The sequence below is a fragment of the Sporosarcina sp. resist genome, from assembly GCF_014302295.1.
Lineage (GTDB): Bacteria > Bacillota > Bacilli > Bacillales_A > Planococcaceae > Sporosarcina > Sporosarcina psychrophila.
On record NZ_CP060287.1, the window covers coordinates 405,620 to 430,867 of the forward strand.

The following is a 25,248-nucleotide window of genomic DNA, read 5'->3' on the forward strand; positions in this document are numbered from 1 at the left end:
CCCCCTCAGCGAGCGTAAAGTAAGGAAACAATCATAAAGCTCGCACGACCGATCATAAAAGCCTGCAACCGATCATAATCCTCGCACGACCAATCATAAAAGCCTCCAACCGATCATAACCCTCGCACGACCAATCATAAAACTCCCCAACCGATCATAACCCTCGCACGACCAATCATAAAATCCGCCAACCGATCAAAACCCTCGCACGACCAATCATAAAACTCCCTAACCGATCATAATCCTCGCACGACCAATCATAAAATCCGCCAACCGATCATAACCCTCGCACGACCGATCATAAAAGCCTGCAACCAATCATAACTCTCGCGCGATCGATCATAACCCCTGCCAGACCAATCATATATCCAGCATCCACCTCCAACATCTTAAGAAATTCTTCATATCTATCCTTACAAACCCTTAAGATTCTCCCTATATAATGAAGGAAATAAAGAAAGTTGGAGGGGAACAGATGATTAGTGTGCAAAATTTAAATCATTCATTCAAAATCGGCAAGAAAGGTAAAGAAAAGCGAGTTCCGGTGTTGAAGGGGTTAACGTTTGATGTTGCGGAGGGTGAAATTGTATCGATTGTTGGCAAAAGTGGTTCGGGTAAATCAACGCTTCTTCATATTATGGCAGGATTCCTAACGCCTGAAAGTGGAGAAATCAGTGTGCAAGGCATTCAGACCTCTGCATTCAACGAGGTGGAAAGTGCGAAGTTTCGATTAGATCATTTCGGTTTCGTCTTTCAAAACTTTCAACTCATGCCTGGATTGACAGCATTTGAAAATGTTGAACTGCCACTGACATTAAAGGGCATCAACAAAAGTGGGCGACAGAAGAAAGTAAAAGACCTGATGCAGAGCGTTGGACTCACGGATGTGCAAGACCATTATCCAAATGAATTATCGGGAGGTCAGCAACAGCGAGTCAGTATTGCGCGTGCGCTTATAACGGATCCGCCAATCATTTTCGCCGATGAGCCGACAGGTAGTCTCGACTCGGAAACCGAACAGGACGTTCTTTTGCTTATCCAGTCGCTCAATAAAACACGGGGCATCACATTCGTCATCATTACACACGACGATGAAGTGGCACAAACAGCGAATCGCGTATACAGAATGCATGACGGCGTATTAACGGAAGGCGGTGCACAGCATGCAATTTAAGGACCAGATTAGTTTCGTAGGGCAACATATCAAGAAAAATAAAATGCGTGTTTTTATGACCGTGCTTGCGGCCACGATGGGAACAGCCTTTTTGATTGTGCTCGCGTCCGTTGGATTCGGCCTACACGAAACGATTCGGGGAGAGGTCTTATCGAACCGACTTGTGACACAAATTGAAGTGTTCTCAAGTGAGATGGATGAAGAGAAAGTTGGAGAGCTGAAGAAACGGGATCATGTAAAAGCAGTTGTATTCCGCCAAAACTTAGGGGCAGAACAGCAGTCTTCAATTGGTGATTTCACTGGGAATAGTCAACTCGTTGTGACGGATTTTACAGAAGAAAAGAAAGCGAATTTCGAGCTTCAGGAAGGACGTTTACCTGAAAAAGTGAACGAAGTCGTCGTGGGAAGCAATTTTGCAGATTCCTTAATGAATCAACAAGATGAAAATGAAGATGGTGAATTTACTACGTATGACGGAAAATTGATTGGAGAACAGTTCAACTATCAAATCGGTGACGATGAAGGTGAAATGATTGAGGATAAAATGATGCTCACGATAGTGGGAATCGGAAAGAAACCTGCGAAAGATTGGGAGCAGGATCAAAAAGTATACGCTGACGCATCTATTATTCCAGAGTTAGAAAAAATCTATTATGCACATGTAGACAAGCCAGTGGATGATCATACAGACGCACAGCAATTATTTTATGGCAATGTAAACGTCTATGCGGATAAATTAGAAAATGTGAAAGCAATCTCTACTGCATTAAAAGACGATGGATATAGTGTGTATTCCATATCCGAAGAACTTGATCAATTAGATGTCTTTTTCCTAGCGTTGAAAGCTGGACTTGTATTCGTTGGGACAATTGCGATCTTAATTGCATCTATCGGAATATTTAACACGATGACAATGGCTGTGACAGAGCGGACGCGTGAAATCGGAGTTATGAAAGCAATCGGGGCAGATCCGAAATTAATCCAACGACTATTCCTGATGGAAAGTGCGTGGATTGGTATAGTTGGGACGGTTCTTGCAGTTGTTATTTCCTATGGGGTGAGCATTGTGTCGAATTATGTGCTGCCGATAATTGTTACGGCGGCGCTCGGTGAAGAAGATTTTGGAGATATGACTGTTACGTTCTCCGTTATTCCATGGCAACTTGTGGTTATCGCTTCTACGATCAGCATAGGCGTCGCAATGATTTCAGGGTGGCGACCAGCGCGTAAAGCGACGAAAATTGATGTCATCAATGCGTTGAGGCAGGAACTCTAATCGACATATTTTTGCATCAATCGGGTAAAGGTGTATGAAACGTTGGCGTGACTTGTTATAATGGTAATATTCAGACATGCCTTGATGATCATATGCCTTAACCCTAGGAGTACGCTTATGTACACTATTTTAAACCAGTCGTATAGCAATCAAACTAGCGAAGGATATCCGGTACTTCATCTCGGTTATGCGGATGTCGTATTGCTCGGAAGATGGAACGGATTGTCAAATGCGCTTTATTCATTGCACAAGAATGGCTCGTTTTGGGTCCAATACGATGCCGAAGACGCCTTCATAGAGTCCTATAAGCTTCTTAACGGGGTCGTAGAAATGGAATACGAAGGAAAGCGCCGTCTGTTGGAAATCGGTGAGACAGTTGAAGCATCGAATTATGAACATATTATTTCGTTTTATGGGAAAACGGAAGCAGATATTTTAATTAAAATGGAAGCTGAAAGTTTTGAGTACAGATTTTTCGAAACGCAAATCCTCCAAGAAGAGGCGGATGCGATTGCATCGGTCGATGGCTATACTTATATGCATTGCAACCGAATTAAGGATTATTCAATCGAAGTGTGGAAACAGTTGGAACTCCCAACAGAAAGCCTTAGCACTTTGAGATGGGGCGCCTATTTTCATGATGTCGGCAAGCGCGTTGTCCCGCTAGAAATTCTTAATAAACCTGGGAAACTGACAGCTGAAGAGTGGGAAATTATGAAGACTCATACGACAGAAGGTGCAAAGATTATGCGTGAGCATGCTGTCGAATGGCTAGCAGATACTGCATTCATTGTCGAACAACATCATGAAAGACACGACGGAAAAGGCTATCCGTATGGTCTCAAAGGTGATGAAATTGCGCTAGAATCCGCCATCGTATCGGTCGTTGATGCATTTGATGCAATGACAACCGATCGAGTGTATAAGAAGGCCCTTTCTATACAAGAAGCTGTGAAAGAACTAGAGGGCGGAAGAGGGACACAATTTAACCCTGAAGTAGTCGATGCATTTATAGAGATATTAAAGAAAAACCAATTCAATTGGAAATGAAGAATGGAAAAAGACTCGGGAAACCGGGTCTTTTCTATATAAAAAAAGGGGGGAATGCTATGGATTACATTCAAACGATGAGGAAAATGATTGGTAAGGAATCACTACTTACAGTGGGTTGCGGCGTCATCATTACAAATGAAGATAAAATCTTGCTTCAACACCGCACAGATGAGGACAATTGGTGTATTCCTGGTGGTGTGATGGAGCTTGGAGAAACGTTTGAAGAAACGGCGAAAAGGGAGACATATGAAGAAACTGGACTGCATGTGGAGGGGCTTCAGCTATTTGGTCTTTATTCCGGAGAGGCCTGTTTTGTGACGTATCCGAACGGTGATCAAGTGTATAGCGTGCAAGTTATTTTTCAAACAGAAAACTATTCAGGCGAACTACAACAGGGCGGTATAGAAAGCAAAGCACATCGTTTTTTCGGAAAAGATGAATTGCCGACGAACCTAAACCCTAGGCAAAAAGCATTTATCCAAGACTGGGCGGATGAAAAAAAGGTGCCAATCATGCGATAATGGAAATACTTACAATTGAAAGAGGGATGAATGATGGATTATCGTATTGAACACGACACATTTGGTGAAATTAAAGTACCTGCGGACAAGCTATGGGGAGCGCAAACGCAACGGAGTAAACAAAATTTTAAAATTGGCGGAGAAAAAATGCCAATTGGTGTTATTCGTGCATTTGCCCATTTGAAAAAATCTGCAGCAATCGCGAGCCATGCACACGGTGCTATCTCAGAAGCAAAAATGAAGGCTATCTCTGCAGCGGCGGATGAAGTAGTCTCTGGCAAACTGGATGATCATTTCCCACTTGTCGTTTGGCAAACAGGAAGCGGTACGCAGTCAAACATGAATATGAACGAAGTGCTTGCACACCGTGGAAATCAACTTCTTGAAGAGTGGGGCAAGGAAGAACGCCTTCATCCGAACGATGATGTCAATAAATCACAAAGTTCAAACGACACATTCCCTACAGCGTTGCATGTTGCAGGCGTCGTGGCAGTACAACAACAACTCGTACCGGCAATTGGTGTATTGAAAGAAACACTTAACAAGAAATCCGAAGAGTTCATGGATATCATTAAAATCGGTCGTACGCATTTACAAGACGCGACACCTTTAACGCTTGGCCAGGAAATTAGCGGTTGGCACCGGATGCTCGAGAAAACAGAAAAAATGATTACGGACAGCGTCGAGTCGATGAAAGAACTTGCAATCGGTGGAACGGCTGTTGGTACAGGACTTAACGCACCTGCAGGATTTGGGGACCGTGTTGCTACTGAAATCAGCACAGCAGTAGGAATCGAATTTACGTCTGCGGTAAATAAATTCCATTCACTTACGAGCTATGATGAAATTGTTTACGTTCATGGCGCTATCAAAGCACTTGCAGCAGACCTAATGAAAATTGCGAATGATGTGCGCTGGTTGGCTAGTGGACCACGTTCAGGTATTGGTGAAATTACAATTCCTGAGAACGAACCAGGCAGTTCCATCATGCCTGGAAAAGTGAACCCGACTCAAAGTGAAGCATTGACGATGGTTGTCGCACAAGTGATGGGGAATGACGCAACAATCGGTTTCGCAGCGAGCCAGGGGAACTTCGAACTGAACGTCTTCAAACCGGTTATCATATTCAACTTCCTTCAATCTGTGACGTTGTTGAGCGATGCGATGATCAGTTTCAACGACAACTGTGCAGTTGGAATTGAACCGAATCGTGAAGAAATTGATCGTAAAGTTCAAAACTCACTTATGCTTGTGACGGCACTTAATCCTTATATCGGTTACGAAAATGCAGCGAAAATCGCGAAAACAGCACATGCGGAAGGAACAACGCTAAAAGAGGCGGCACTTAAATCTGGCTTGCTGACAGAAGAACAATTTGACGAGTATGTCGTTCCTTCAAAAATGATTGGGAAATAAGGAGTCGACTTCAGTATGTACGAAAAAGAGTGTCCATATTGCAATTTGCTAGCGGATCCTGAGCAACAAATTATCTTTGAAAATGCGACATGCGCTTATATTCAAAAGCCTTCCGAGCAAACTGTGTTGGAAGGGAGCGGGCTCATCGTTCCGAAACGGCATGCAGTCGATGTATTTTCATTAACCGCGCAGGAATGGATTGATACACAGGAACTGCTAATGAAAGCGAAAGCTTATTTGGAAGAGCGGTACGGGCACGATGGTTATTCGGTTGGTTGGAATACGGGAAAAACAGGCGGGCAATCGATTTCGCACGCGCATTTACATGTGATTCCGAGATTTGCGGATGAGCCGTATGCCGGGAAGGGTATCAGGCATTGGATTAAGCAAGAGGCTAATCACCGTCGTGTTTGATCCCTCATTAACGGGCAGTAAGACACCTCTGATTGAAGATTAACTTTATTGTCCATCAAACTGTAACTTATAAACGTGTTGTTTTGGGTTATGATGAAAGGACAACTACGCGAATAAGGGGTGGGCAGTATATGAAAAAGAAATGGATATTCATCTTGCTTGCGGCAATTCTTGTCCTTTCAGCATGCGGAGAAAAAGCACAGCCAAGCGAGAAAGAACATGATATGGCACATGGGGAACAGCTGCATGTACCAAACGGTGACTTGCAAGAAGTAACAGCTTCTGCCGATATTTTACCGTCTTTCCTAGATGACAAGTCGGAGGATATGCGTCTTGTCTATCAAATGGCGGGAACTGCAACGGATATTATTGAGTGGATGCCTTGTTATTGTGGGTGTGGTGAAAGCGCAGGTCATGACAGTAACTTGAATTGTTTCATCGACGAAGTTCGTGAAGACGGTTCTGTTGTCTGGGATGACCATGGCACACGTTGCCAAGTTTGTCTGGATATCGCCGTGCAATCTGTAATGATGAAGCAAGAAGGTAAATCGTTAAAAGAAATCCGTGAATTCATCGATGAAAATTATAAAGAAGGCTACGCGGAACCAACAAAAACGCCGATGCCAGCATAATTGAAATATAAAAAGCAGACACGCGAAAGTGTCTGCTTTTTTATATAGGAAAGGGATTAGTTAATGTATGTGTCACTGACCAGTAAATCACTCAAAATTTCTGACGGAATTTCAAACGTCACGACACCCATATAACCAGGTGCAATTTCATATTTATCGAATGAAATGACAAGCTTATTATCAGCTGTAATATAGAATGACTGATCGGCTTGGATTGTTTTGAAGTCATCGAAAAATTCGCTATTCAAAAAGTAAGAGACCTCTTCATCTGCTGCCATTTGTCGCTCCATTTCACTTACTAAATATGAGCTAATAGCATCGACGTATTTATCATCTTTAAAAAGACTTGGCAATGTGATTAACACGCTGTTCTGCTTATCAATTGTGTCGTACTTCATTGTTGTTGAAGAGGATCCGACCGTATTCACCTCATAGCGAGCAATCGATAGAAGCTGGTCAGTATCTGTTTTCACTTCATAGCCAGTGTCGATGCCAAGATGACCGCCACCTGCCTTTTCCAATTCCGCGGCCTCTTGTTGGAACTGTTCGAAAAGTACTTTGTTTTCCTCAAGGTATTTCTCATTCAGAGAAGCTTGCAGTCCTTCATCAGTCAATCCTTCAATTGCTGGTGTGGCGACATTTGCTTGGTACGTTTTTTCATCGACAGTCAATTGTTGTGCGGTAAATACATCCACAATCGCTCCAAGAAGCGGAACATTTGCCATTGCCTGTGCGAAGGATGGACTGACATTTATACTACCGATGAATAGAGCAGCAGCAGCGGCGGCTCCAATCGTCCATTGTTTTAGAAATGGACGTCTTTTCTGTGACGCTTTTGCTCGACGAATCGAAGCTTTTACGACGTCTTCCAACTCAGACGGAATCTCCGTTTCGTCATAGTTCTTTTTCAACTTTTTCAATTCTTTCATAACCTGAATTCCTCCCCAACTTCAATGCGTAACTTTTTCAATGCTGCATATAATCTTGTTTTAATCGTATTCACATTTTCATCCATCACTACAGCGATTTCATCAATTTTCAAATCCTCGAAAAATCTAAGAATAATAAGAGATCTGTATTTAGGAGGCAACTGGTCAATGGCATCATGTAAGTCCATGTCGATAATGTCATCCTCTAACTGTGGCAAATGAATGCCGAGAATGTCATCGTCCATCACTGTAATACGCTGATGTTTTCGGATGAAATCAATGGATGTATTAACGATGATCCGGTAGAACCAAGTTTTCAAATAGGAAATCTCTTCAAGTCGATCAATTGAATTGAGGGCTTTTAAAATGGCATCTTGTACAATATCAAGTGCATTTTCTTTATTTCTAACATAGCTGTATGCAAGGCGATAATGGGCTTCACGATTCTCTACTATAAATTTTTCTACAAGCTCAAACTTCTCATTTTTTGTCATGACAAAAGATTCACCTTCTCCAATTTCCAACATGTCGCGAACACGTTATAGTTATTTGACGGGGTACATGTCTGAAAAGTTTTATGTTTTCATTCGCTGAAAAAAATCAATTAAAAGAATCCTTTACGAAACATTGGAAAATTCATGGTAAAATAAATATAACGTAAGGGTGTAGGCCATGGCGATAATGTAGATTTTAGTATTGTGTTTCTAGGAGGATTTATAGTTCTTTAAAGTTTTATTTCTTTTTTGTAAGGGAGTTTTCGGATCTTGAAAAGCACTGCGAAAAAATTGCTGATCTTGAGAGAGAAGTACTGATGCTTAAAAACAAAAAAATCTGCTATACGGAGGAGAAATCAAGATGGAGGATATATTATTTGTTGCATCATGGAGCGGCGGAAAAGATTCTGCGATGGCTTATTACCGCGCAATGAAAGCGGGTGGCATTCCGAAACGGTTATGGACAATGTTTGAAGAGGATGAAGAACGGTCAAAATCACATGCGCTGCCTTTTGAAGTCGTAGCAGCCCAAGCTGAAAGGATCGGCGTCCCTTTAATGATACGGGGAGCAAGCTGGAAAGGGTATGAAGAGCAATTTTTAGACGCGATGAAAGAATGTGTTGAGTCAGGCATCAGCCACGGGGTTTTCGGGGATATCGATCTTGAAGACCATTTGGAGTGGGTTCAAGAAACATGTGCGAAAGTCAATATGAAAGCAGTTCATCCATTATGGATGGAGCCGCGTCGCAAGATATTGGAAGAGTTTATAGAGGGCGGATTCGAGGCATACATCGTTGTCGTCAATACAACAATGATGCCTGCCCACTTCATAGGCCGTAAATTTACTATCGAACTGATGGATGAACTCGATGCGCTCGGCATTGATTCATGCGGGGAATCTGGAGAATTTCACACTGTGGTTGTAGACGGACCGATTTTTAGTGAACGGGTCCCGGTCGTTTTTTCAGGGCAGCATAAACGGGATGACTATGTGTTTTTGGATGTATCATTGGGGAAATAAGTGTGGATGGGAAGTTTCGTAAGGGAAGAAGTCCGCGAACTTAATGTCGCGGACAGCATTGCATTATTAAGTAGGGTGAACCATCGGGTATCAGTCTTCTTCAACATCCATAAGGAAAATCTGCTCTTCGAATCCGCCGCGTTTCTCAGCCTTTTCTACTCTTACCTTTTCTAGATCTTCAAATGATACCCCGTAATATGAAACGGCTGCATGGATGAGCTCCAACAAATCCGCAAGTTCTTCGATGGCGTCATCTGTCGTCTCGGTTGATTCGTATTCCTCCAGTTCTTCGTGCATTTTTTTGTTGATTTCGTTAATGTATTCGTCTTCATTCAAAAGGCGTGTATTGCAAATCAGACCGGACTTTTCGATGATTTCGGGAATACGGTCGCGTACTAATTTATTATATATCGGCATGTTGTTGTCTCCTTTTAATCACTAAATCTAATTATTCTAAATGATAACATGTGATTCTTTAAATTGAAAAAGCCATCCACATTCGCATGAGGCAAATGTGGATGGCTTTAATCATATATTCAATAAATCGCCCAGTTCTTTCTCTAAAAAAGGATCTGCATTCAACAGCTTCCTAAATTCAGTGTACCGTTTCACTTCATCAGCAGAAGCTTCTCGTCCGGTCTGATAAGCTCGAATCAAAATGTTTTTGGGTGTGTGCTCCATGTCGATGAATTCGAGTAACTGAGCCTCGTAACCCACGAGTGATAACAGCTCGGCACGAATGGAATCAGTAGCAAGTGCTGAGAACCGTTCTTTGATGAGTCCGTGTTGAAGCATAACGTCGAGCGCGGGGGAATTAACCTGCGAGAATAGTTCGTGCTGGCAACATGGAACGCTCAAAATGACTTTCGCTCCCCATTTCACCGCACGGGCAAGCGCCATATCTGTCGCAACATCGCATGCATGTAAGGTGACGACCATGTCAACTGACGTTTCGTCATTATAATCATTGATATCTCCTACTAGAAATTCAAGATTATCGTAACCAAGATCCTTCGCAATGGTGCTACATTCCTCAATCACTTCTTTTTTCAAATCAAGACCAGTTACCTTGATATCCAGTCCTTTTTCGATACGTAAATAATGATAGAGCGCAAATGTTAAATATGATTTACCGGAACCGAAATCAAGAATACGTACAGTTCGATCTTTCGGTAAGTGCGCAAGAGAATCGTCGATGAATTCGACGAACCGGTTAATTTGCCTAAACTTGTCGTGCTTTTGTTTTTTCACTTTGCCGTCGGGCGTTTGGACGCCAAGTCGTACTAGAAATGGATAGGGAGTATTTTCATCCAATAAATAATTTTTCTTGCGGTTGTGTGAAAGGTCAACTACTTTTTCAGATGCTACTTTTTCAGACTTCCACATTACTTTAAATTTTTTCGTCAGCTGAACCTGGACTTTTTCATCCGAAAACTCAGCGTGTATTTGTCTGAAACGCTCGAGCAGTTGTTGTAAATGTGCTCGCAATGCATCAGGGGTAACATTTTCATGGTTCAGCACTCGTTCGTACTGGTATTCAAATTGAATATGCAGCTGTCCTTTTATTTCCACAGGTTTTACTTTCACCCGTTTTAATTCATCTGTTTTTGTGCGGGATTGGCTGATTGTCCCGCCAATGAAAGACCCGTCTGTTATCCGTCGTGTGAATTCGTCCACTAATTCCTCAAATTGCATTGTCATCACTCCTAGTTAAACTCAAATCCCTGTTTCTTCAAAAAATCTTTCATATGCGTTCGACGAGGGACTTCTAAAAAGTCTGCCATGGAATCGGACCAGGCGGCGTCTTTACGGTTTGAGCCACGGCTTAAATAATAGTCGTTCATTGTTTCATCATACTTAGGTATAAGTTCGTCGTATTTATCGGTATTGTAGCTGTTTTCGTGAATAATTGCTTCTACCGGTAAGCGCGGTTTCACTTCATTCGCTTCGTCAGGAACGCCGATTGTCATGGCGAATAGTGGAGCAACACCGTTGGGAAGCGATAGCAATTCGCTTATTTCCTCAGGTGCATTACGTACTCCCCCGATATAACAGATGCCGTAACCTTTTGATTCGGCCGCAATCGCTACATTTTGGGCGAATAAAGCAACGTCAATGGAGCCGACAAGGACACTTTCAGCAGAGGAGAAATCAATGTCTTTTCCGACTAAGTTAGCTGCCTTTTTCAATCGACAATAGTCCGCGCAGAAGACCAAAACGGCGCCAGCTGATAAAATCTGTTGCGGGTTCTTTGCGAATTCCGCTAGTTTCTTGCGTTTTTCAACATCCGTTACATAAATGACAGAGTATGCTTGGACAAAGTGCGAACTTGCGGCATGCTGCCCGGCCCGAATGAGTTCAAGTACTTCTTCTTTTGATAGTGTAATGTCTTTATATTTTCGCACAGATGCGTGGGCAGATAATAAGTCGATAACCATGGAATCCCTCCAAAAAATGTTTTATTAATTAAGATTAACAGACTGTGATAGTGGTAAACTACCTTTAAAGCTTAACAAAGGGGTGTTGTTATGAATTGGGCGGAAAGTATTTCAATTACCACGGCGTTGTTAATTTTATTTCTAGTCATCTTACCAATTACAATTGCCATATATCTATACTTTTATGACAAAAGCCAAAAGCAACATGCGATTCTTCGGAATTTCCCGATTTTAGGGCGGATGCGTTATGTGATGGAGAAGACGGGTCCTGAGCTTCGTCAATATCTGTTTGACGACGATAATGACGGCGAACCATTCAATCGTGAAGAATACCTACACATGGTTATGCCAGGGAAATATTTGAATAGTGTCATTGGCTTTGGCTCGAAACGTGATTTTGAAGAATCGGGTTATTATATCCGCAACGCAATGTTTACGAAGCAAAATGAGGAAATGCGCGTTGATAATTCAAACCTTATAGATACGATGCGTTATGTCGTTGATGAAGATAATCTCTTTTCACGTAAAGAACACCGCGAAGACATTCCGACATTGCCTTGGTTGTTGCCAGAAGAGGATGCAATCGTCATTGGTCCGAACTGTGAGCATCCATTTCATGTCCGCAGCATGCTTGGTCAATCCGCGATGAGTTATGGGGCACTAGGGGAAAATGCAATCACTGCATTGTCAAAAGGGATTGGCATGGCGCAAGGGGCTTGGATGAATACCGGCGAAGGAGGTCTGTCCCAGCATCACTTGGCGGGCGGTGCAGATATAATTGCACAAATTGGCTCGGGTTTGTTCGGATTTAGAACGGAGGATGGCGAATTCAGTTTTGAGCGGGTTCGTGAAAAAGCGGATATTCCGCAAGTCAAAGCGTTTGAAATTAAATTAGCGCAAGGTGCGAAAATGCGTGGTGGGCACGTTGAAGGGGCGAAGGTAACGGAAGAAATTGCGGCAATTCGTAATGTTGTTCCGTTTGTCTCTATTAATAGTCCAAACCGCTTTCACCAGTTTGATGATTACCCAACACTTTTTGAATTCATTGATCAAATTCGTCAGCATTCGGGTAAACCGGTTGGTATTAAGGTTGTCCTCGGTGGGAAACAGGATGCAGAGGAACTTGCGTCATTCATGCATGAAACAGGTATGGGTCCCGACTTTATCTCATTAGATGGTGGGGAGGGCGGCTCGGGCGCTACATACCAGGATCTTGCTGATAGCGTTGGATTACCGTTGCGGTCAGCAATTATTCTTCTGGACGATGCACTTCGAAAATTTGAAGTACGTGACCGCGTGAAAATTATTGCATCGGGTAAGATTACGACACCGGACCGAGCAGCAATAGTTCTAGCAATGGGAGCAGATCTTGTTCAAGTTGCGCGTGGTTTTATGATCTCGGTCGGTTGCATTATGGCGCACCGTTGTCATACGAATGATTGTCCAGCGGGCGTTGCGACAACAGATAAGAAATTACAGCAAGGCCTCGTCGTCGAAGAGAAAAAGTACCGTGTCACGAATTATATTTTGACGATGCGAGAAGGACTTTTCCGTGTCGCTGCAGCGGCAGGTCTGGATTCACCAACGAAACTCGAACGACATCATGTCGTTTACAAAGACGAACGGGGACGCGTCTTCCCTGTGGAATGAATTGAAGTATGCCGTTCTGCCTTGAGAGGTGGAACGGTATTTTTTATGGTGTTCGCAACGTTTCGCCAAAAGAAAACAACACTCCATCGGAACCTCACAACAAATACACTACAACCTGAAATTAATTTTCAATAATCTGAACTTCGTGATAACATATTGCTATATGATTGTTTCAGAAAAGGGGAATGGACATGACATTGCTACGTAAAACAGTGGGGCAAATTGTAAGGGAACAAGCGGAGCTTTATCCGGACCAGGAAGCTTATGTCTATCCGGAACATGGAATTCGAAGAACATATAAAGAATTTGATAAAGAAACGGACAAACTTGCAAAAGCATTTATTGCTATGGGCATCGAAAAAGGGGAAAACATTGCCATATGGTCAGACAATAAAAGGGAATGGCTGCTTAGCCAATATGCAACAGGGAAGATGGGGGCAGTCCTGGTTACCGTAAATACGAATTACCAAGCTACAGAACTGGAATATTTGCTGAAGCAATCTGATGCAACTACGCTCATTCTGGATGAAAGCTTTAAAGGAACGAGTTACATAGATATTATCCGTACGGTTTGTCCTGAACTGGTGACGAGTGAGAGGGGCTCTATATCAAGTGTCAAACTGCCTCATTTCAAACGAATCATCCTGATGACGGAACGAGAAGAACAAGGTATGTACAAATGGTCGGAATTCATGGCGCAAGCTGATAAAGTAACGGATGAGCAGTTTGAGGGACAATTTCAATCGCTTGATCCCGATGATGTCATTAATATTCAATATACTTCTGGCACAACAGGCTTTCCTAAAGGGGTCATGCTGACACATTATAACGTCGTGAATAACGGTAAACAAATTGGGGATTACATGAAACTGACAGAGCAGGACCGCGTTTGTATTCCTGTTCCATTTTTCCATTGTTTTGGTTGTGTACTAGGAACGCTCGCGGCGGTTACGCACGGTTCTGCGATGATTTTACTCGAACAGTTCGATCCATTGCGTGTACTTCAAGCGGTACAAGATGAGAAGTGTACAGCACTTCATGGGGTGCCGACGATGTTCATCGCAGAGTTGAATCACCCTGACTTTAAGAACTACGATACATCTACGCTTCGTACCGGTATTATGGCTGGATCTGTCTGTCCGATTGAAGTTATGAAACGTGTTATTGAAGATATGGGAGCAAGTGAAATTACGATTTGTTACGGCCAGACAGAGGCGTCCCCTGTCATTACACAGACGAAGACAGATGATCCAATCGGAAAACGCGTATCGACAGTAGGCAAGCCGCATCCGAACGTTGAAGTCAAAATTATTGATCCTGTAACGGGTGAAGAGCTGCCGGTTGGCGTGCCAGGGGAACTTTGCACGCGTGGTTATAACATTATGAAAGGGTATTACAACAATGCGGAAGCAACACGTGAAGCGATTGATGCAGAAGGTTGGCTTCATACGGGCGATATTGCAGTGATGGATGCAGATGGCTACATCGATATTACGGGGCGCATCAAAGATATGGTCATCCGTGGTGGCGAAAATATTTACCCGAAAGAGGTTGAGGAATTTCTGTATACGCATCCTGATATCGCAGACGTACAGGTCGTCGGTGTGCCAGATGCGAAATACGGTGAGGAACTAATGGCGTGGGTTATTCTGAAAGAAGGCCTGAATCTTGATGAAGAGTCCGTACGCGCATTTTGTAAGGGGCGTATTTCACATCATAAGATACCAAAGTACATTGAGTTTATAAAAGAATATCCAATGACTGCTTCGGGGAAAATACAAAAGTTCAAACTGCGAGAAATGTCCGTAGAAAAGTCATACCAATAAAAAACGAAACCATTGAAAAAGTTCTTTTTATAGTTAGAACTAATTGATTGTAGTGAAGAGCGGCGACTCCAGTGGGAACAGCGCGAACTGAAGACCTCGCTCGGACCGGAAATCAACGGGATTGAAGGAAATCGTACTTTTTCAGTGCCCTCATAAAAAACAGGTGTATACCTCTAGACATAGGGGTATCCGCCTGTTTTTGTGTGTTATAAAAAGGTTGCTTGTCGAATATGCATTATTTCCTGGGAAATGTAAGGTGAATGAAATAACTTCGTCGTATTCTGTCTATTCAATATACATTATTTACTATCGGTTATTTTAAAAAACAGATTTTTATTTATTAAAAAGGTGATATGATAGAGGCAATCTAATAAAAGGAGGATTCATCATGTCAAATGAAGGGTATCAATTAATTGCAATTATTATATACATGGCGGCGATGATTTTCATTGGATGGTATGCATTCAAACGCACATCCAATCTCACGGATTATATGTTAGGTGGGCGTTCGCTTGGGCCGGCTGTAACCGCTCTCAGTGCTGGTGCTGCTGACATGTCGGGCTGGTTGCTTATGGGGTTGCCGGGTGCAATCTATCTCAACGGTTTAGTTGAAGCATGGATTGCGGTCGGTTTGACAGTTGGAGCATATTTGAACTGGGTCTTTGTTGCACCTCGTTTACGTGTGTATACACAAGTTTCAAGTGACTCCATTACAATTCCAAGTTACTTGGAAAGTCGTCTGAAAGATAAATCCCGTCTCTTACGTATTGCTTCAGGGATTATTATTCTAATATTCTTCACGTTTTATGTGTCTTCGGGAATGGTTGCAGGCGGGAAGTTCTTCCTTAGCTCATTCGGGTTGGACTATCACGTAGGCCTATTGATTGTTTCGGGTGTCGTTATTTTCTATACACTATTCGGAGGATTTTTGGCGGTTAGTTACACGGACGTTGTCCAAGGTATCGTTATGTTCTTTGCGCTCCTACTTGTGCCGATTGTCGGTATCTTCATCACAGGAGGATTTACAGAAACTGCGACAAGTATCCGTGCTGTGGATCCACAATTGCTGAATTTCGTATCTGGTGCAACGTTCCTAGGTATTTTGTCTGCAGTCGCGTGGGGACTGGGTTATTTCGGTCAACCGCATATCATCGTCCGCTTTATGGCGCTTAACTCGCACAAAGAAGCGAAAAAAGCACGTCGTATCGGAATTAGTTGGATGTTCTTGAGTTTATTCGGTGCAGTTGCAACTGCACTTATCGGAATTGCTTATTATCAGCAGAACACGAATGCAACACTGGTGGATAATGAAACGGTATTTATTGTCTTAGGGCAGATTATCTTCCATCCATTCATTGCGGGAATCATGCTTGCGGCTGTTCTTGCAGCTGTTATGAGTACAATTTCTTCGCAACTGATTGTATCCTCTTCTGCGCTAGTTGAAGATTTATACAAAACGTTTATGAAAAAAGACGCAACGGATAAGCATTATGTGTTTTTAGGTAGAATGGCCGTCCTTGCAGTTTCAGTAATTGCTATGGTACTTGCTTGGCCTAACAATGAATCCATTTTGAAAATCGTATCGTTTGCATGGGCTGGATTTGGAGCTGCATTTGGTCCAATCATCTTGCTATCTCTTTACTGGCGCAAACTTACAACGAAAGGTGCACTGTGGGGAATGATAGTTGGAGCAATAACAGTTATGATTTGGGGGAACGTCGATGCTTTATCGGGCACCCTTTATGAAATCGTACCTGGTTTCCTCCTCTGCCTGATTGTTACAGTTGTCGTTAGTAATATCACATATAAACCAAATGCCGAGATTGATAAAGAATTCTCAGCAGCACTTGAAATCCTTAACGAAGATAAGTAATTTGGAAGCCTGCGGTATCTACTACTGCAGGCTTTTCATTTATTTAAAATTAAGAAGGTGGGGTTATTACTATGAAGCTTGATCATACTGTCTATTTCACGAATAAAGAACCGGAGAAAATCGTAGTGGAACAGCAAGCGAGTGGACGTCACGCTGTAGTCGGTGGTCGTCATGAGCAATGGGGTACGCATAATGCACTACTCTATACGAAGAATGCTTATATTGAATGGTTGTCAGTCGAGAAAATGGGAATTGCGCAACAAGTGGAGCATCCGCTGACTAAGTTATTGCTGCATGATCTTGAACAAAGCGATGGGTGGGGGACGATTTGTCTGTCTGTCGAAAGTATTGAGAAATTCAATGATGAAGTTGAAAATAAAGGGTTCCGAACGTCAGGTGTGCTCGATGCTGAGCGAAGAACGGCTGATGGCCAATTGCGGAAGTGGAAAATGTTGTTCATCGATCAACCCGTATCGAATGAGTTACCCTATCCATTTTTCATCGAATGGGAGGAGCCAGAAGAAACACGTTTTGTGAAATTACGTGAAGAGGGAACGCTTTCCCTGGACAATGAACAGCTGGAAATTACGGAGTGTGTTTTTAGTGTCGAAGATCCATTAAGAGTAACAGCGGAGTGGGCCATTTTATTGTCGAAGAAAGTTGGCAATACTGATGACATCGTCTTGCCGAATGTTGTGCTGAAATTTGTTGCACATGATGGCGACAAAGATAGATTGACGGATGTTATCGTTGGGCAAACTGACCAACAGTGACAGAGTAGTTGTGCAGTTCGACCTGTCTGACATACAATTTCGTCACATATGGTAGACTAAACATACTTATAGCTTGTCTGGAAGGGGTAGTTCTATGGAATTTTTAGTCGAACGCGCAGTAATTGTGGGGGTCCATGAACAAAAGGATCAGCACTTTGAATATGCAATGGAAGAATTAAAAAACCTTGCTAAAGCAATCGATGTTGAAGTCGTTGGAGAAGTGACGCAAAACATGGAAAAGCGTAACCCGTCTACTTATGTCGGGAAAGGGAAAATGGAAGAGATTCAGAACTTCTATGAAGAATTAGATGCTAACCTTGTTATCTTCAATGATGAATTGTCTCCGTCTCAGATTCGTAATTTGGAGCGGGAACTGGACTGTAAAGTGATTGACAGGACAATGCTCATTCTTGATATTTTCGTACGGCGTGCGAGAACGAGTGAATCTCGGATGCAAGTTGAACTTGCGCAACTGCAATACATGCTTCCTAGACTTGTCGGTTTACGTGCATCCCTTGGTAGACAGGGCGGCGGAGCAGGCGGCGGTGTTCAGAATAAAGGGGCAGGAGAAACGAAACTTGAACTCGATCGTCGAAAAATCGAAGACCAGATTTCCAAACTTGGCCGTGACCTTGATCATGTGAAGGATCAGCGTGAAACTCAGCGCAAGCAACGTAAAAAGAGTGGTATCCCTGTTGTTTCGATTGTCGGTTATACGAATGCTGGCAAGTCGACGATTATGAATAAATTGCTGCTGAAGATGGACGTAGACAATGCGAAGCAAGTGTATGAGGAAGATATGTTATTCGCGACACTCGATACGTCAATTCGGAAAGTGAAGCTTGAGGATAACAAAGAATTCATCTTGACGGATACAGTCGGTTTTGTTTCGAAACTGCCACACCATCTTGTAAAAGCATTCCGTTCGACATTAGAAGAAGCGCGTGATGCGGATCTCCTATTACATGTAGTGGATGTGTCGAATTCGGAACACGGCTATATGATGGAAGTAACAAATGACACATTGCAGGCAGTTGGAGTAGAGAATGTAGCGACGCTTAATATTTACAATAAAGCTGATCTTGCGGATGTTCCCTATCCAGTAGTGAGCGATGATAGTGTGTGGATTTCTGCACGTGAAGGAAAAGGATTAGATGAACTTATTGAGTTGATCAAGAAAAAGATTTTTGAACAATATAGTACATGCAAGCTACTTATTCCATTTGACCGTGGTGATATCGTGTCCTATTTGAATGACAAAGCAAACGTCAAAAGTACGGAGTATGAAGAAGATGGAACGCTGATGACTGTGGAAATGGATATTTCAGAGCGAGCTAAGATTGAAGAATTTATCGTAAGCCACTAATGAAAAGCGAAAGGCGCCTGCTTAGACGCGACAGGCATAAGTCAATCCAGCGACGTGGCGCACTTTGCCACATAGCTGGATTGCTTATGACCCGAGCGGCTGGCGCCTGGAGCTAGCCACTAATGAAAAGCGCAAGCGCCTTGGTAGACCCGACAAGCGCTGGAGGGCCTGAAGATAAAGGCGCACTTTGCCTTTAACTTCAGGACTGAAGCGACTCGAGGGGCTAGGCGCTGGAGCTAGACACTAATGAAAAGCGCAAGCGCCTTGGTAGACCCGACAAGCGCTGGAGGGCCTGAAGATAAAGGCGCACTTTGCCTTTAACTTCGGGACTGAAGCGACTCGAGGGGCTAGGCGCTGGAGCTAGACACTATTCTAAGTCCAAAAAACTCATACTTTCTTATCTTTTAAAAAACAAAAAACAGCACCACGTGACTAGGGAGGTCATGTAGTGCTGTTTTTTCTATCTAAGAGAAAGGGGGTGGAATAGTTCTAGTATGCCCGCTTAAATGAAAGTTAAACCTCTTGGAATTGATTGTTGTGCAGTCGGGCAAAAATCCCGCCTTTCTTCACAAGCTCATCGTACTTGCCATCTTCCGCAATCCCGTTTTCTGTGACAACGACAACGCGGTCAGCATCACGGATTGTCGCCAATCGGTGTGCGATAACAAGGGTTGTCCGGTTTTCAGCAAGTTCAGCGAGCGACTGCTGAATAATGCGTTCCGTTTCTGTATCGAGAGCGGATGTCGCTTCATCTAAAATAAGAATTGGCGGGTTTTTCAAGAACATGCGGGCAATGGCAAGACGTTGTTTCTGGCCGCCGGATAATTTCAAGCCGCGTTCTCCAATCTGTGTTTCATAGCCATAAGGAAGTGAAGCGATGAAGTCTTCTAGATGCGCTTTTTTCGCTGCTGAAATAATTTCATCATCCATCGCATCCAATTTTCCGTAGCCAATATTTTCTTTGATGGTCCCGGTGAATAAGAAGACGTCCTGCTGAACGATACCGATTTGTGAACGCAAGGAGTGCTGCGTCATATCGCGGATATCGATGCCGTCAATAGAAATCGCACCTTCAGTTACATCGTAAAAACGCGGAATAAGCGAGCAAATCGTTGTTTTTCCGGCTCCAGATGGCCCAACAAATGCAACCGTTTGACCCGCGCGTATGTTTAAATTAATACCTTCTAGTACGGCTTTGTTATCGTCATAGTGGAAATCTACATCATCGAAGATAATATCTCCGTTCAAATGGGCAACAGCCACTGCGTCTGGACGATCTTTAATTTCAGGCTCTTGTTCAATTAATTCACGGAACCTGCGGAATCCTGCCATACCCTTTGGATACAGTTCCAATAGCGCGCTGATTTTATCGACAGGCTTAATGAGCACATTGACAAACAGTACAAATGCCACGAGTTCTCCACTCGACAATTTGTCGTTGAGTGTGAACCACGCTCCAACAACAAGTACGATAAGAGTAACAAGTCGGGTCATCATGAACATACTCGAATGGGTCCAGGCCATCACTTTATAGGCAACAAGCTTGGCTATTCTGAAATTCCCATTGTCTATGCGGAAGCGTGCAATTTCGAAGTCTTCGTTCGTGAATGATTTGACAACGCGTGAACCTGACACGGAATCTTCTACGCGTGCATTGACGTCAGCAATTTTACCGTACATGTTTTGCCATGCCGCATTCATTTTGATGTTACAGAATGTGACGAGGATAATGAGAAATGGAACCATAATAATTGCGATCAGTGCAAGTTCAGGGTTGATGCTGTACATGATGGCAAATGCCCCAATAAGCGTCATGATCGCGATGAAGACGTCCTCTGGACCATGGTGGGCGAGTTCCCCGATGTCGAACAGATCATTGGTGATCCGGCTCATAATATGTCCGGTCTTCGTGTTGTCGAAAAATCGGAAGGATTGCCGCTGTACATGGTTGAATAGCTGCTGGCGCATATCGGTTTCGATATTGATGCCGAGTTTGTGACCAAGATAGCTGACGATATATTGAAGGAATGTACTCAGTAAATAAACGACCAATAATAGAATACTTATCGTCGTGATTTGTCCCCAATTGCCTTTAGGCAGCAAATCATCAATGAACCACTGGACCGCGACTGGGAACGCAAGGTCGAGCAATGCTACGAAAATAGCACTTGAAAAGTCGATGATGAAAAGTCGCCTATGTGGTTTGTAATATGAAAAGAACTTTTTGAGCATATCGTTTTAATCCCCTTTAGTCTGATAATTGCTAGTATAGCGGAAAAAGCGACAGAAGACGATAATTAATTTCTGAAACCGAAATAATACTCATGTAGTTCAATAGATGTGAATAAGTAATTGAGTAATAATATTCAATTACTTTGAAATGTGGAACTCTTTGTGTTTTGAGCCGTATGAGTATATGTAGATAAAATTAGCAATTGGAAGGAAGCGGATAATATGAACAATTTGATGAAGGGTATTGCAGCAGGAATTCTTGTACTTGGACTTGGTGCATGCGGTAAGACAGCGGAGCCGAAAACAGATCCTGATACGGGCAAGAAGGTAGAAGTCCAGAATAAGAGCGACATGACAGCGCAGGAAGTTTATGAGAAGGTGATGGCAGTTTCGGAAGAGCAAAAGAGTATGCACGCCAAAATGGATATCGATCAGCTGATTAAAGTACCAAGCCAAGAGTTTGAAATGAACAGTAAGATAAATATGGACATGGATATGGTTATGGAACCACTCTCGATGTATCAGAAGATGAATATGGACATGGGTGAGCAAGGGAAGATGGACATGGAAATCTATATGACAGATGCAGGCTTCTTCATGAAAGATCCGGAGTCGGGTGATTGGATTAAGCTACCAAATGAAATGTATGAGGAAATGAGTGGCCAACTGTCCGGAGGAGCGGATCCGACACTTGACATGAACATGTTCAAAGAATTTACAGATGACTTCAAGTTTGAGCAAACGGATGATGCTTACATCCTTACATTATCCGCAGCAGGCGATAAATTCAGCAAGCTATTCAAAAAAGTTGCTACTGAAAACATGCCTGCTGGTATGGAAATGAATGAAGAACAGGCGGAAGTGATGGAAAATATGGAAGTGAAATCACTCGAGTATGAAATCTTCATCGACAAAAAGACATTCTACACAAATGCGTTCAATATGAATATGGATATGACGATGGAAGTCGAAGGCGAAGAAATGCATATTGACCAGAAAGTAAAAGCCGACATCAGTAAAATTAACGAAATCGACACAATTAAAATTCCACAAGAAATACTAGATAACGCTGTCGATATCAATGAATCGATGGGTCAGTGAAACAATGGGCACCGGTTATCCACTCCGGTGTTTTTTTTTATTGCAATAAGTAAAAACAAGGGAATCTATCAGAAACACTGCCAGACCAGTAAAAAACTCAGACCAATCATAAAACCCGGAAGATTAATAACAACAAATCCCAAACCGTCCATAAACTCGCATGACTGACAATATGAAAAGTGGTAGCCAAGGGTAGCCTACTTGTTCTTGTATTCTCACTGATAATGATTTTCAGTTATTCATTGACAGTTGTTTCTAGCATGCTATAATTGAATTTGCGCTAATTGATAACTGTTTTCATTAACGGATTCTCAATTGGTAGTAAATAATCGATATCGGGGATACCCATGAAGATACGTTACTTAGTCATCGCACTTATCAGTCTTTCATTCCTATCGTTATTTGTTGGAGTGAGCCATATTACGCCAATGGGTCTGCTTGATTTTAAATCGGAAGCAACCGAAATTTTTCTAATCAGCCGCGTGCCGCGACTTGTCGCTATTCTTCTTGCAGGAGCAGGGATGAGTATAGCAGGTCTCATTATGCAACAGCTGAGCCGAAATAAATTCGTTTCACCGACAACAGCAGGAACTTTGGATGCGACACGGCTCGGGATTCTTGTTTCGATGCTGTTATTCACAAACGCATCCACAATTGAAAAGATGATTGTCGCATTTGTATTCGCGCTTGCCGGCACGCTACTGTTTATGCAAATCCTTGACCGTATCAAATTCAAGGATGCGATTTTCATTCCGTTAGTTGGGCTTATGTTCGGTAATATTTTGTCATCTATTGCGACGTTTTTCGCTTACAAAGCGAACGTCATTCAAAATATGTCGGCATGGTTACAAGGTGATTTTTCGATGATTATGAAAGGACGTTATGAACTTCTATACATAAGCATTCCCGTGCTAATCATCACATATTTGTACGCAAATCGGTTTACTGTTGCGGGAATGGGTGAAGATTTCTCGAAAAACCTCGGGCTTGCTTATAGGCGGATCGTCAATATCGGACTAATCCTTGTTGCGCTTATTACCACTACCGTCGTCTTGACGGTCGGAATGATTCCCTTCCTTGGATTGATCATTCCGAATATCGTTTCTATTTTTAAAGGAGATCATTTACAGAAGACATTGCCTCATACAGCACTGCTAGGCGCGATATTCCTGCTTGTCTGTGACATTTTAGGTAGAGTGCTTATCTATCCGTATGAGATTTCAATTAGTTTGATGGTAGGCGTTATTGGCAGTGGAATATTCCTCTATTTATTGTTTAGGAGGAAGGCCTATGCGTAACTCAACGAAACTCATCATTCTCTCTGTAATCGCAGCTATATTCTGTATTCTGTATCTTTTCCAAGGGTTAAATGGAAGCTTTGACTATGCGTTACCGCGCCGCGGTATCAAAGTGATGGCAATGGCCATCACGGGTGTTGCAATCGCGTACTCAACGGTCATTTTCCAAACAATTACACATAACCGTATTTTGACACCGAGTATTATGGGTCTTGACTCACTGTACTTATTGTTGCAGACCGCAATCATTTTCTTCCTTGGTTCGGGTCATGTGATAATCGTCAATAAACAGGTGAATTTTATAATATCTGTTTCTGCAATGGTTGTATTCGCGCTTATCCTCTATCGATTTTTATTCAAGGGGGGCAAACGCCCAATTTATTTCCTGCTTCTTGTAGGAATTATCGTCGGGACATTTTTCGGAAGCATATCGACATTTTTGCAAGTGTTAATTGATCCGAACGAATTCATGCTTGTACAGGATAGGATGTTTGCCAGTTTCAACAACGTCAGCGGTGAACTTGTTTGGTGGGCATTTGCCATCGTTATCATCAGTCTCGTCATTGGATGGAGATACTTCAACCAACTTGATGTTCTGTCACTTGGAAGGGACACCGCACTTAACTTAGGTGTCTCTTACGACAAAGTCGTCAAGACCATGCTAATCCTATCTTCTGTTTTAATAGCGGTCTCGACTGCACTAGTAGGTCCAATCACATTTTTTGGTTTGATCGTTGCGAATTTGTCCTATCAGTTTTTCAAAACGTATAGGCATAGCATCCTTATTGCGGGTGCGTCTATTATGAGTATTATCGCGCTTGTCGGGGGACAATGGGTTGTTGAACGAATATTCACGTTCTCGACGACTCTCAGTGTCATTATTAACTTCATCGGCGGCATTTACTTCATCTACTTACTATTAAAGGAGAGTCGATCTACATGATCCAAGTCCGTGAGCTATCGAAGTTTTATGGTAAAAAAGCGGTCGTTGAAAAAGTAAGCGTGAATATCCACCGCGGAAAAATCACGTCTTTTATCGGACCGAATGGTGCTGGTAAATCGACACTTCTATCAATGGTAAGCCGTCTGCTAGATGCAGATACGGGGGAAGTGCTGGTTGATAAAGACAATGTAAAACAGATGAAATCGAACGATTTTTCAAAACGAGTTTCGATTTTGAAACAGTCGAACTTCATGAACGTCCGTTTAACAATTCGTGAACTAGTGTCGTTTGGTCGATTCCCACATTCAAGGGGGAGGCTGACGGCCGAAGATCTTCGTTTCGTCAATCAAGCGATGGATTATATGGATCTAATGGATATGCAGGACGATTACCTCGACGAACTGTCAGGTGGACAACGCCAGCGGGCATTCATCGCAATGGTTATCGCGCAGGATACGGATTATATATTGCTTGATGAACCGCTGAATAACTTGGATATGAAGCACTCCGTCCAGATCATGAAAATATTGAGAAGACTTGTAGATGATTTAGGGAAAACAGTTGTCATCGTCTTACATGACATTAACTTCGCATCCGTTTATTCGGATCGGATTGTTGCGCTTAAAGAGGGACGTGTCGTCAAAGACGGTCCGACAGATGAAATCATCACTTCTGATGCATTAAAGGATATCTACGATATGGATATTCCAATTAAACAAATGGCTAATTGTCGTATATGTGTGTACTTCGACTCTTAATCAAGAAAAGTGTAGTTACCTGGAGTTTATAAATCGATTCAAGTAAAGAGATTTAAACTT

General features: G+C 42.7%; 23 protein-coding genes. 17 read left to right on the forward strand and 6 right to left on the reverse strand.

What is annotated here, in order from left to right; all coding sequences use genetic code 11:
* Nucleotides 1–475: 475 nt before the first annotated feature.
* The 7 genes from H7992_RS02035 to H7992_RS02065 all read left to right on the forward strand — a co-directional run bounded on the left by H7992_RS02035 (nucleotide 476) and on the right by H7992_RS02065 (nucleotide 6,486).
* Nucleotides 476–1,174, forward strand: a complete 699-nt coding sequence (locus H7992_RS02035; RefSeq protein ID WP_067205086.1) for an ABC transporter ATP-binding protein — start codon at nucleotides 476–478, stop codon at nucleotides 1,172–1,174.
* Nucleotides 1,164–2,450 (forward strand): ABC transporter permease, encoded by a 1,287-nt coding sequence (locus tag H7992_RS02040; protein WP_187046515.1) that lies wholly within the window; start codon nucleotides 1,164–1,166, stop codon nucleotides 2,448–2,450. Before H7992_RS02035 ends, H7992_RS02040 begins: the two co-directional genes overlap by 11 nt.
* A 117-nt stretch (nucleotides 2,451–2,567) precedes the next feature.
* Nucleotides 2,568–3,500: an HD-GYP domain-containing protein gene (locus tag H7992_RS02045; protein WP_187046516.1), complete on the forward strand. Its 933-nt coding sequence runs from the start codon at nucleotides 2,568–2,570 to the stop codon at nucleotides 3,498–3,500.
* 59 nt (nucleotides 3,501–3,559) lie between these two features.
* On the forward strand, nucleotides 3,560–4,024 hold the full coding sequence (locus H7992_RS02050; protein WP_187046517.1) for an NUDIX hydrolase: 465 nt from the start codon (nucleotides 3,560–3,562) through the stop codon (nucleotides 4,022–4,024).
* Between the two features lie 33 nt (nucleotides 4,025–4,057).
* On the forward strand, nucleotides 4,058–5,440 hold the full coding sequence (gene fumC, locus H7992_RS02055; RefSeq protein WP_187047762.1) for a class II fumarate hydratase: 1,383 nt from the start codon (nucleotides 4,058–4,060) through the stop codon (nucleotides 5,438–5,440).
* Nucleotides 5,441–5,455: 15 nt separating this feature from the next.
* Complete coding sequence (locus tag H7992_RS02060) at nucleotides 5,456–5,854, forward strand: HIT family protein (protein ID WP_187046518.1); 399 nt, start codon at nucleotides 5,456–5,458, stop codon at nucleotides 5,852–5,854.
* A 131-nt stretch (nucleotides 5,855–5,985) separates the two neighbouring features.
* Nucleotides 5,986–6,486 carry a PCYCGC motif-containing (lipo)protein gene (locus tag H7992_RS02065; protein ID WP_187046519.1) on the forward strand — a complete coding sequence of 167 codons (501 nt, stop codon included), beginning with the start codon at nucleotides 5,986–5,988 and terminating at the stop codon, nucleotides 6,484–6,486.
* A gap of 56 nt (nucleotides 6,487–6,542) precedes the next feature.
* Here H7992_RS02065 and H7992_RS02070 read toward each other — a convergent pair whose 3' ends face one another.
* Nucleotides 6,543–7,415, reverse strand: a complete 873-nt coding sequence (locus H7992_RS02070) for an anti-sigma-V factor RsiV (RefSeq protein WP_187046520.1) — start codon at nucleotides 7,413–7,415, stop codon at nucleotides 6,543–6,545.
* Nucleotides 7,412–7,942, reverse strand: a complete 531-nt coding sequence (locus tag H7992_RS02075) for an RNA polymerase sigma factor SigV (RefSeq protein ID WP_156475939.1) — start codon at nucleotides 7,940–7,942, stop codon at nucleotides 7,412–7,414. Before H7992_RS02075 ends, H7992_RS02070 begins: the two co-directional genes overlap by 4 nt.
* A gap of 328 nt (nucleotides 7,943–8,270) precedes the next feature.
* Between H7992_RS02075 and H7992_RS02080 the strand changes: the two genes are divergently transcribed.
* The gene (locus H7992_RS02080; RefSeq protein ID WP_187046521.1) at nucleotides 8,271–8,930 is read left to right on the forward strand and encodes a Dph6-related ATP pyrophosphatase; all 660 of its coding nucleotides are present in this window, start codon (nucleotides 8,271–8,273) and stop codon (nucleotides 8,928–8,930) included.
* A gap of 90 nt (nucleotides 8,931–9,020) precedes the next feature.
* Here H7992_RS02080 and H7992_RS02085 read toward each other — a convergent pair whose 3' ends face one another.
* The 3 genes from H7992_RS02085 to nfsA form a co-directional block, all read right to left on the reverse strand.
* On the reverse strand, nucleotides 9,021–9,347 hold the full coding sequence (locus H7992_RS02085) for a nucleoside triphosphate pyrophosphohydrolase (RefSeq protein ID WP_067205106.1): 327 nt from the start codon (nucleotides 9,345–9,347) through the stop codon (nucleotides 9,021–9,023).
* A gap of 111 nt (nucleotides 9,348–9,458) precedes the next feature.
* Nucleotides 9,459–10,625, reverse strand: coding sequence for a class I SAM-dependent methyltransferase (locus H7992_RS02090; protein WP_187046522.1), 1,167 nt, complete (start codon nucleotides 10,623–10,625; stop codon nucleotides 9,459–9,461).
* An 11-nt stretch (nucleotides 10,626–10,636) separates the two neighbouring features.
* The gene (gene nfsA / locus H7992_RS02095) at nucleotides 10,637–11,368 is read right to left on the reverse strand and encodes an oxygen-insensitive NADPH nitroreductase (RefSeq protein ID WP_187046523.1); all 732 of its coding nucleotides are present in this window, start codon (nucleotides 11,366–11,368) and stop codon (nucleotides 10,637–10,639) included.
* Nucleotides 11,369–11,458: 90 nt separating this feature from the next.
* Here nfsA and H7992_RS02100 point away from each other — a divergent pair, with 90 nt between their 5' ends.
* From H7992_RS02100 to hflX, 5 genes are all read left to right on the forward strand, one after another.
* The gene (locus H7992_RS02100; RefSeq protein WP_187046524.1) at nucleotides 11,459–13,018 is read left to right on the forward strand and encodes an FMN-binding glutamate synthase family protein; all 1,560 of its coding nucleotides are present in this window, start codon (nucleotides 11,459–11,461) and stop codon (nucleotides 13,016–13,018) included.
* A gap of 191 nt (nucleotides 13,019–13,209) precedes the next feature.
* Entirely contained in the window at nucleotides 13,210–14,844 is a 1,635-nt protein-coding gene (locus H7992_RS02105; protein ID WP_067205116.1) for an AMP-binding protein, read from the forward strand.
* A 388-nt stretch (nucleotides 14,845–15,232) separates the two neighbouring features.
* Nucleotides 15,233–16,717, forward strand: coding sequence for a sodium/proline symporter PutP (gene putP, locus H7992_RS02110; protein WP_187046525.1), 1,485 nt, complete (start codon nucleotides 15,233–15,235; stop codon nucleotides 16,715–16,717).
* Nucleotides 16,718–16,788: 71 nt separating this feature from the next.
* On the forward strand, nucleotides 16,789–17,490 hold the full coding sequence (locus tag H7992_RS02115) for a VOC family protein (protein WP_187046526.1): 702 nt from the start codon (nucleotides 16,789–16,791) through the stop codon (nucleotides 17,488–17,490).
* A 94-nt stretch (nucleotides 17,491–17,584) separates the two neighbouring features.
* Entirely contained in the window at nucleotides 17,585–18,856 is a 1,272-nt protein-coding gene (gene hflX, locus H7992_RS02120) for a GTPase HflX (protein WP_067205122.1), read from the forward strand.
* 513 nt (nucleotides 18,857–19,369) lie between these two features.
* On the opposite strand, the gene H7992_RS02125 is transcribed toward hflX, so the two are convergent.
* The gene (locus H7992_RS02125; RefSeq protein ID WP_067205125.1) at nucleotides 19,370–21,088 is read right to left on the reverse strand and encodes an ABC transporter ATP-binding protein; all 1,719 of its coding nucleotides are present in this window, start codon (nucleotides 21,086–21,088) and stop codon (nucleotides 19,370–19,372) included.
* Between the two features lie 222 nt (nucleotides 21,089–21,310).
* Here H7992_RS02125 and H7992_RS02130 point away from each other — a divergent pair, with 222 nt between their 5' ends.
* From H7992_RS02130 to H7992_RS02145, 4 genes are all read left to right on the forward strand, one after another.
* A complete protein-coding gene (locus H7992_RS02130; protein WP_187046527.1) occupies nucleotides 21,311–22,189 on the forward strand; it encodes a DUF6612 family protein in 879 nt (292 codons plus the stop codon).
* A 347-nt stretch (nucleotides 22,190–22,536) separates the two neighbouring features.
* A complete protein-coding gene (locus H7992_RS02135) occupies nucleotides 22,537–23,487 on the forward strand; it encodes an ABC transporter permease (RefSeq protein ID WP_067205131.1) in 951 nt (316 codons plus the stop codon).
* Nucleotides 23,480–24,430, forward strand: coding sequence for an iron chelate uptake ABC transporter family permease subunit (locus H7992_RS02140; RefSeq protein ID WP_067205134.1), 951 nt, complete (start codon nucleotides 23,480–23,482; stop codon nucleotides 24,428–24,430). The genes H7992_RS02135 and H7992_RS02140 overlap by 8 nt, the downstream gene beginning before the upstream one ends.
* Nucleotides 24,427–25,188: an iron ABC transporter ATP-binding protein gene (locus H7992_RS02145; RefSeq protein WP_067205137.1), complete on the forward strand. Its 762-nt coding sequence runs from the start codon at nucleotides 24,427–24,429 to the stop codon at nucleotides 25,186–25,188. The genes H7992_RS02140 and H7992_RS02145 overlap by 4 nt, the downstream gene beginning before the upstream one ends.
* Nucleotides 25,189–25,248 lie beyond the last annotated feature (60 nt).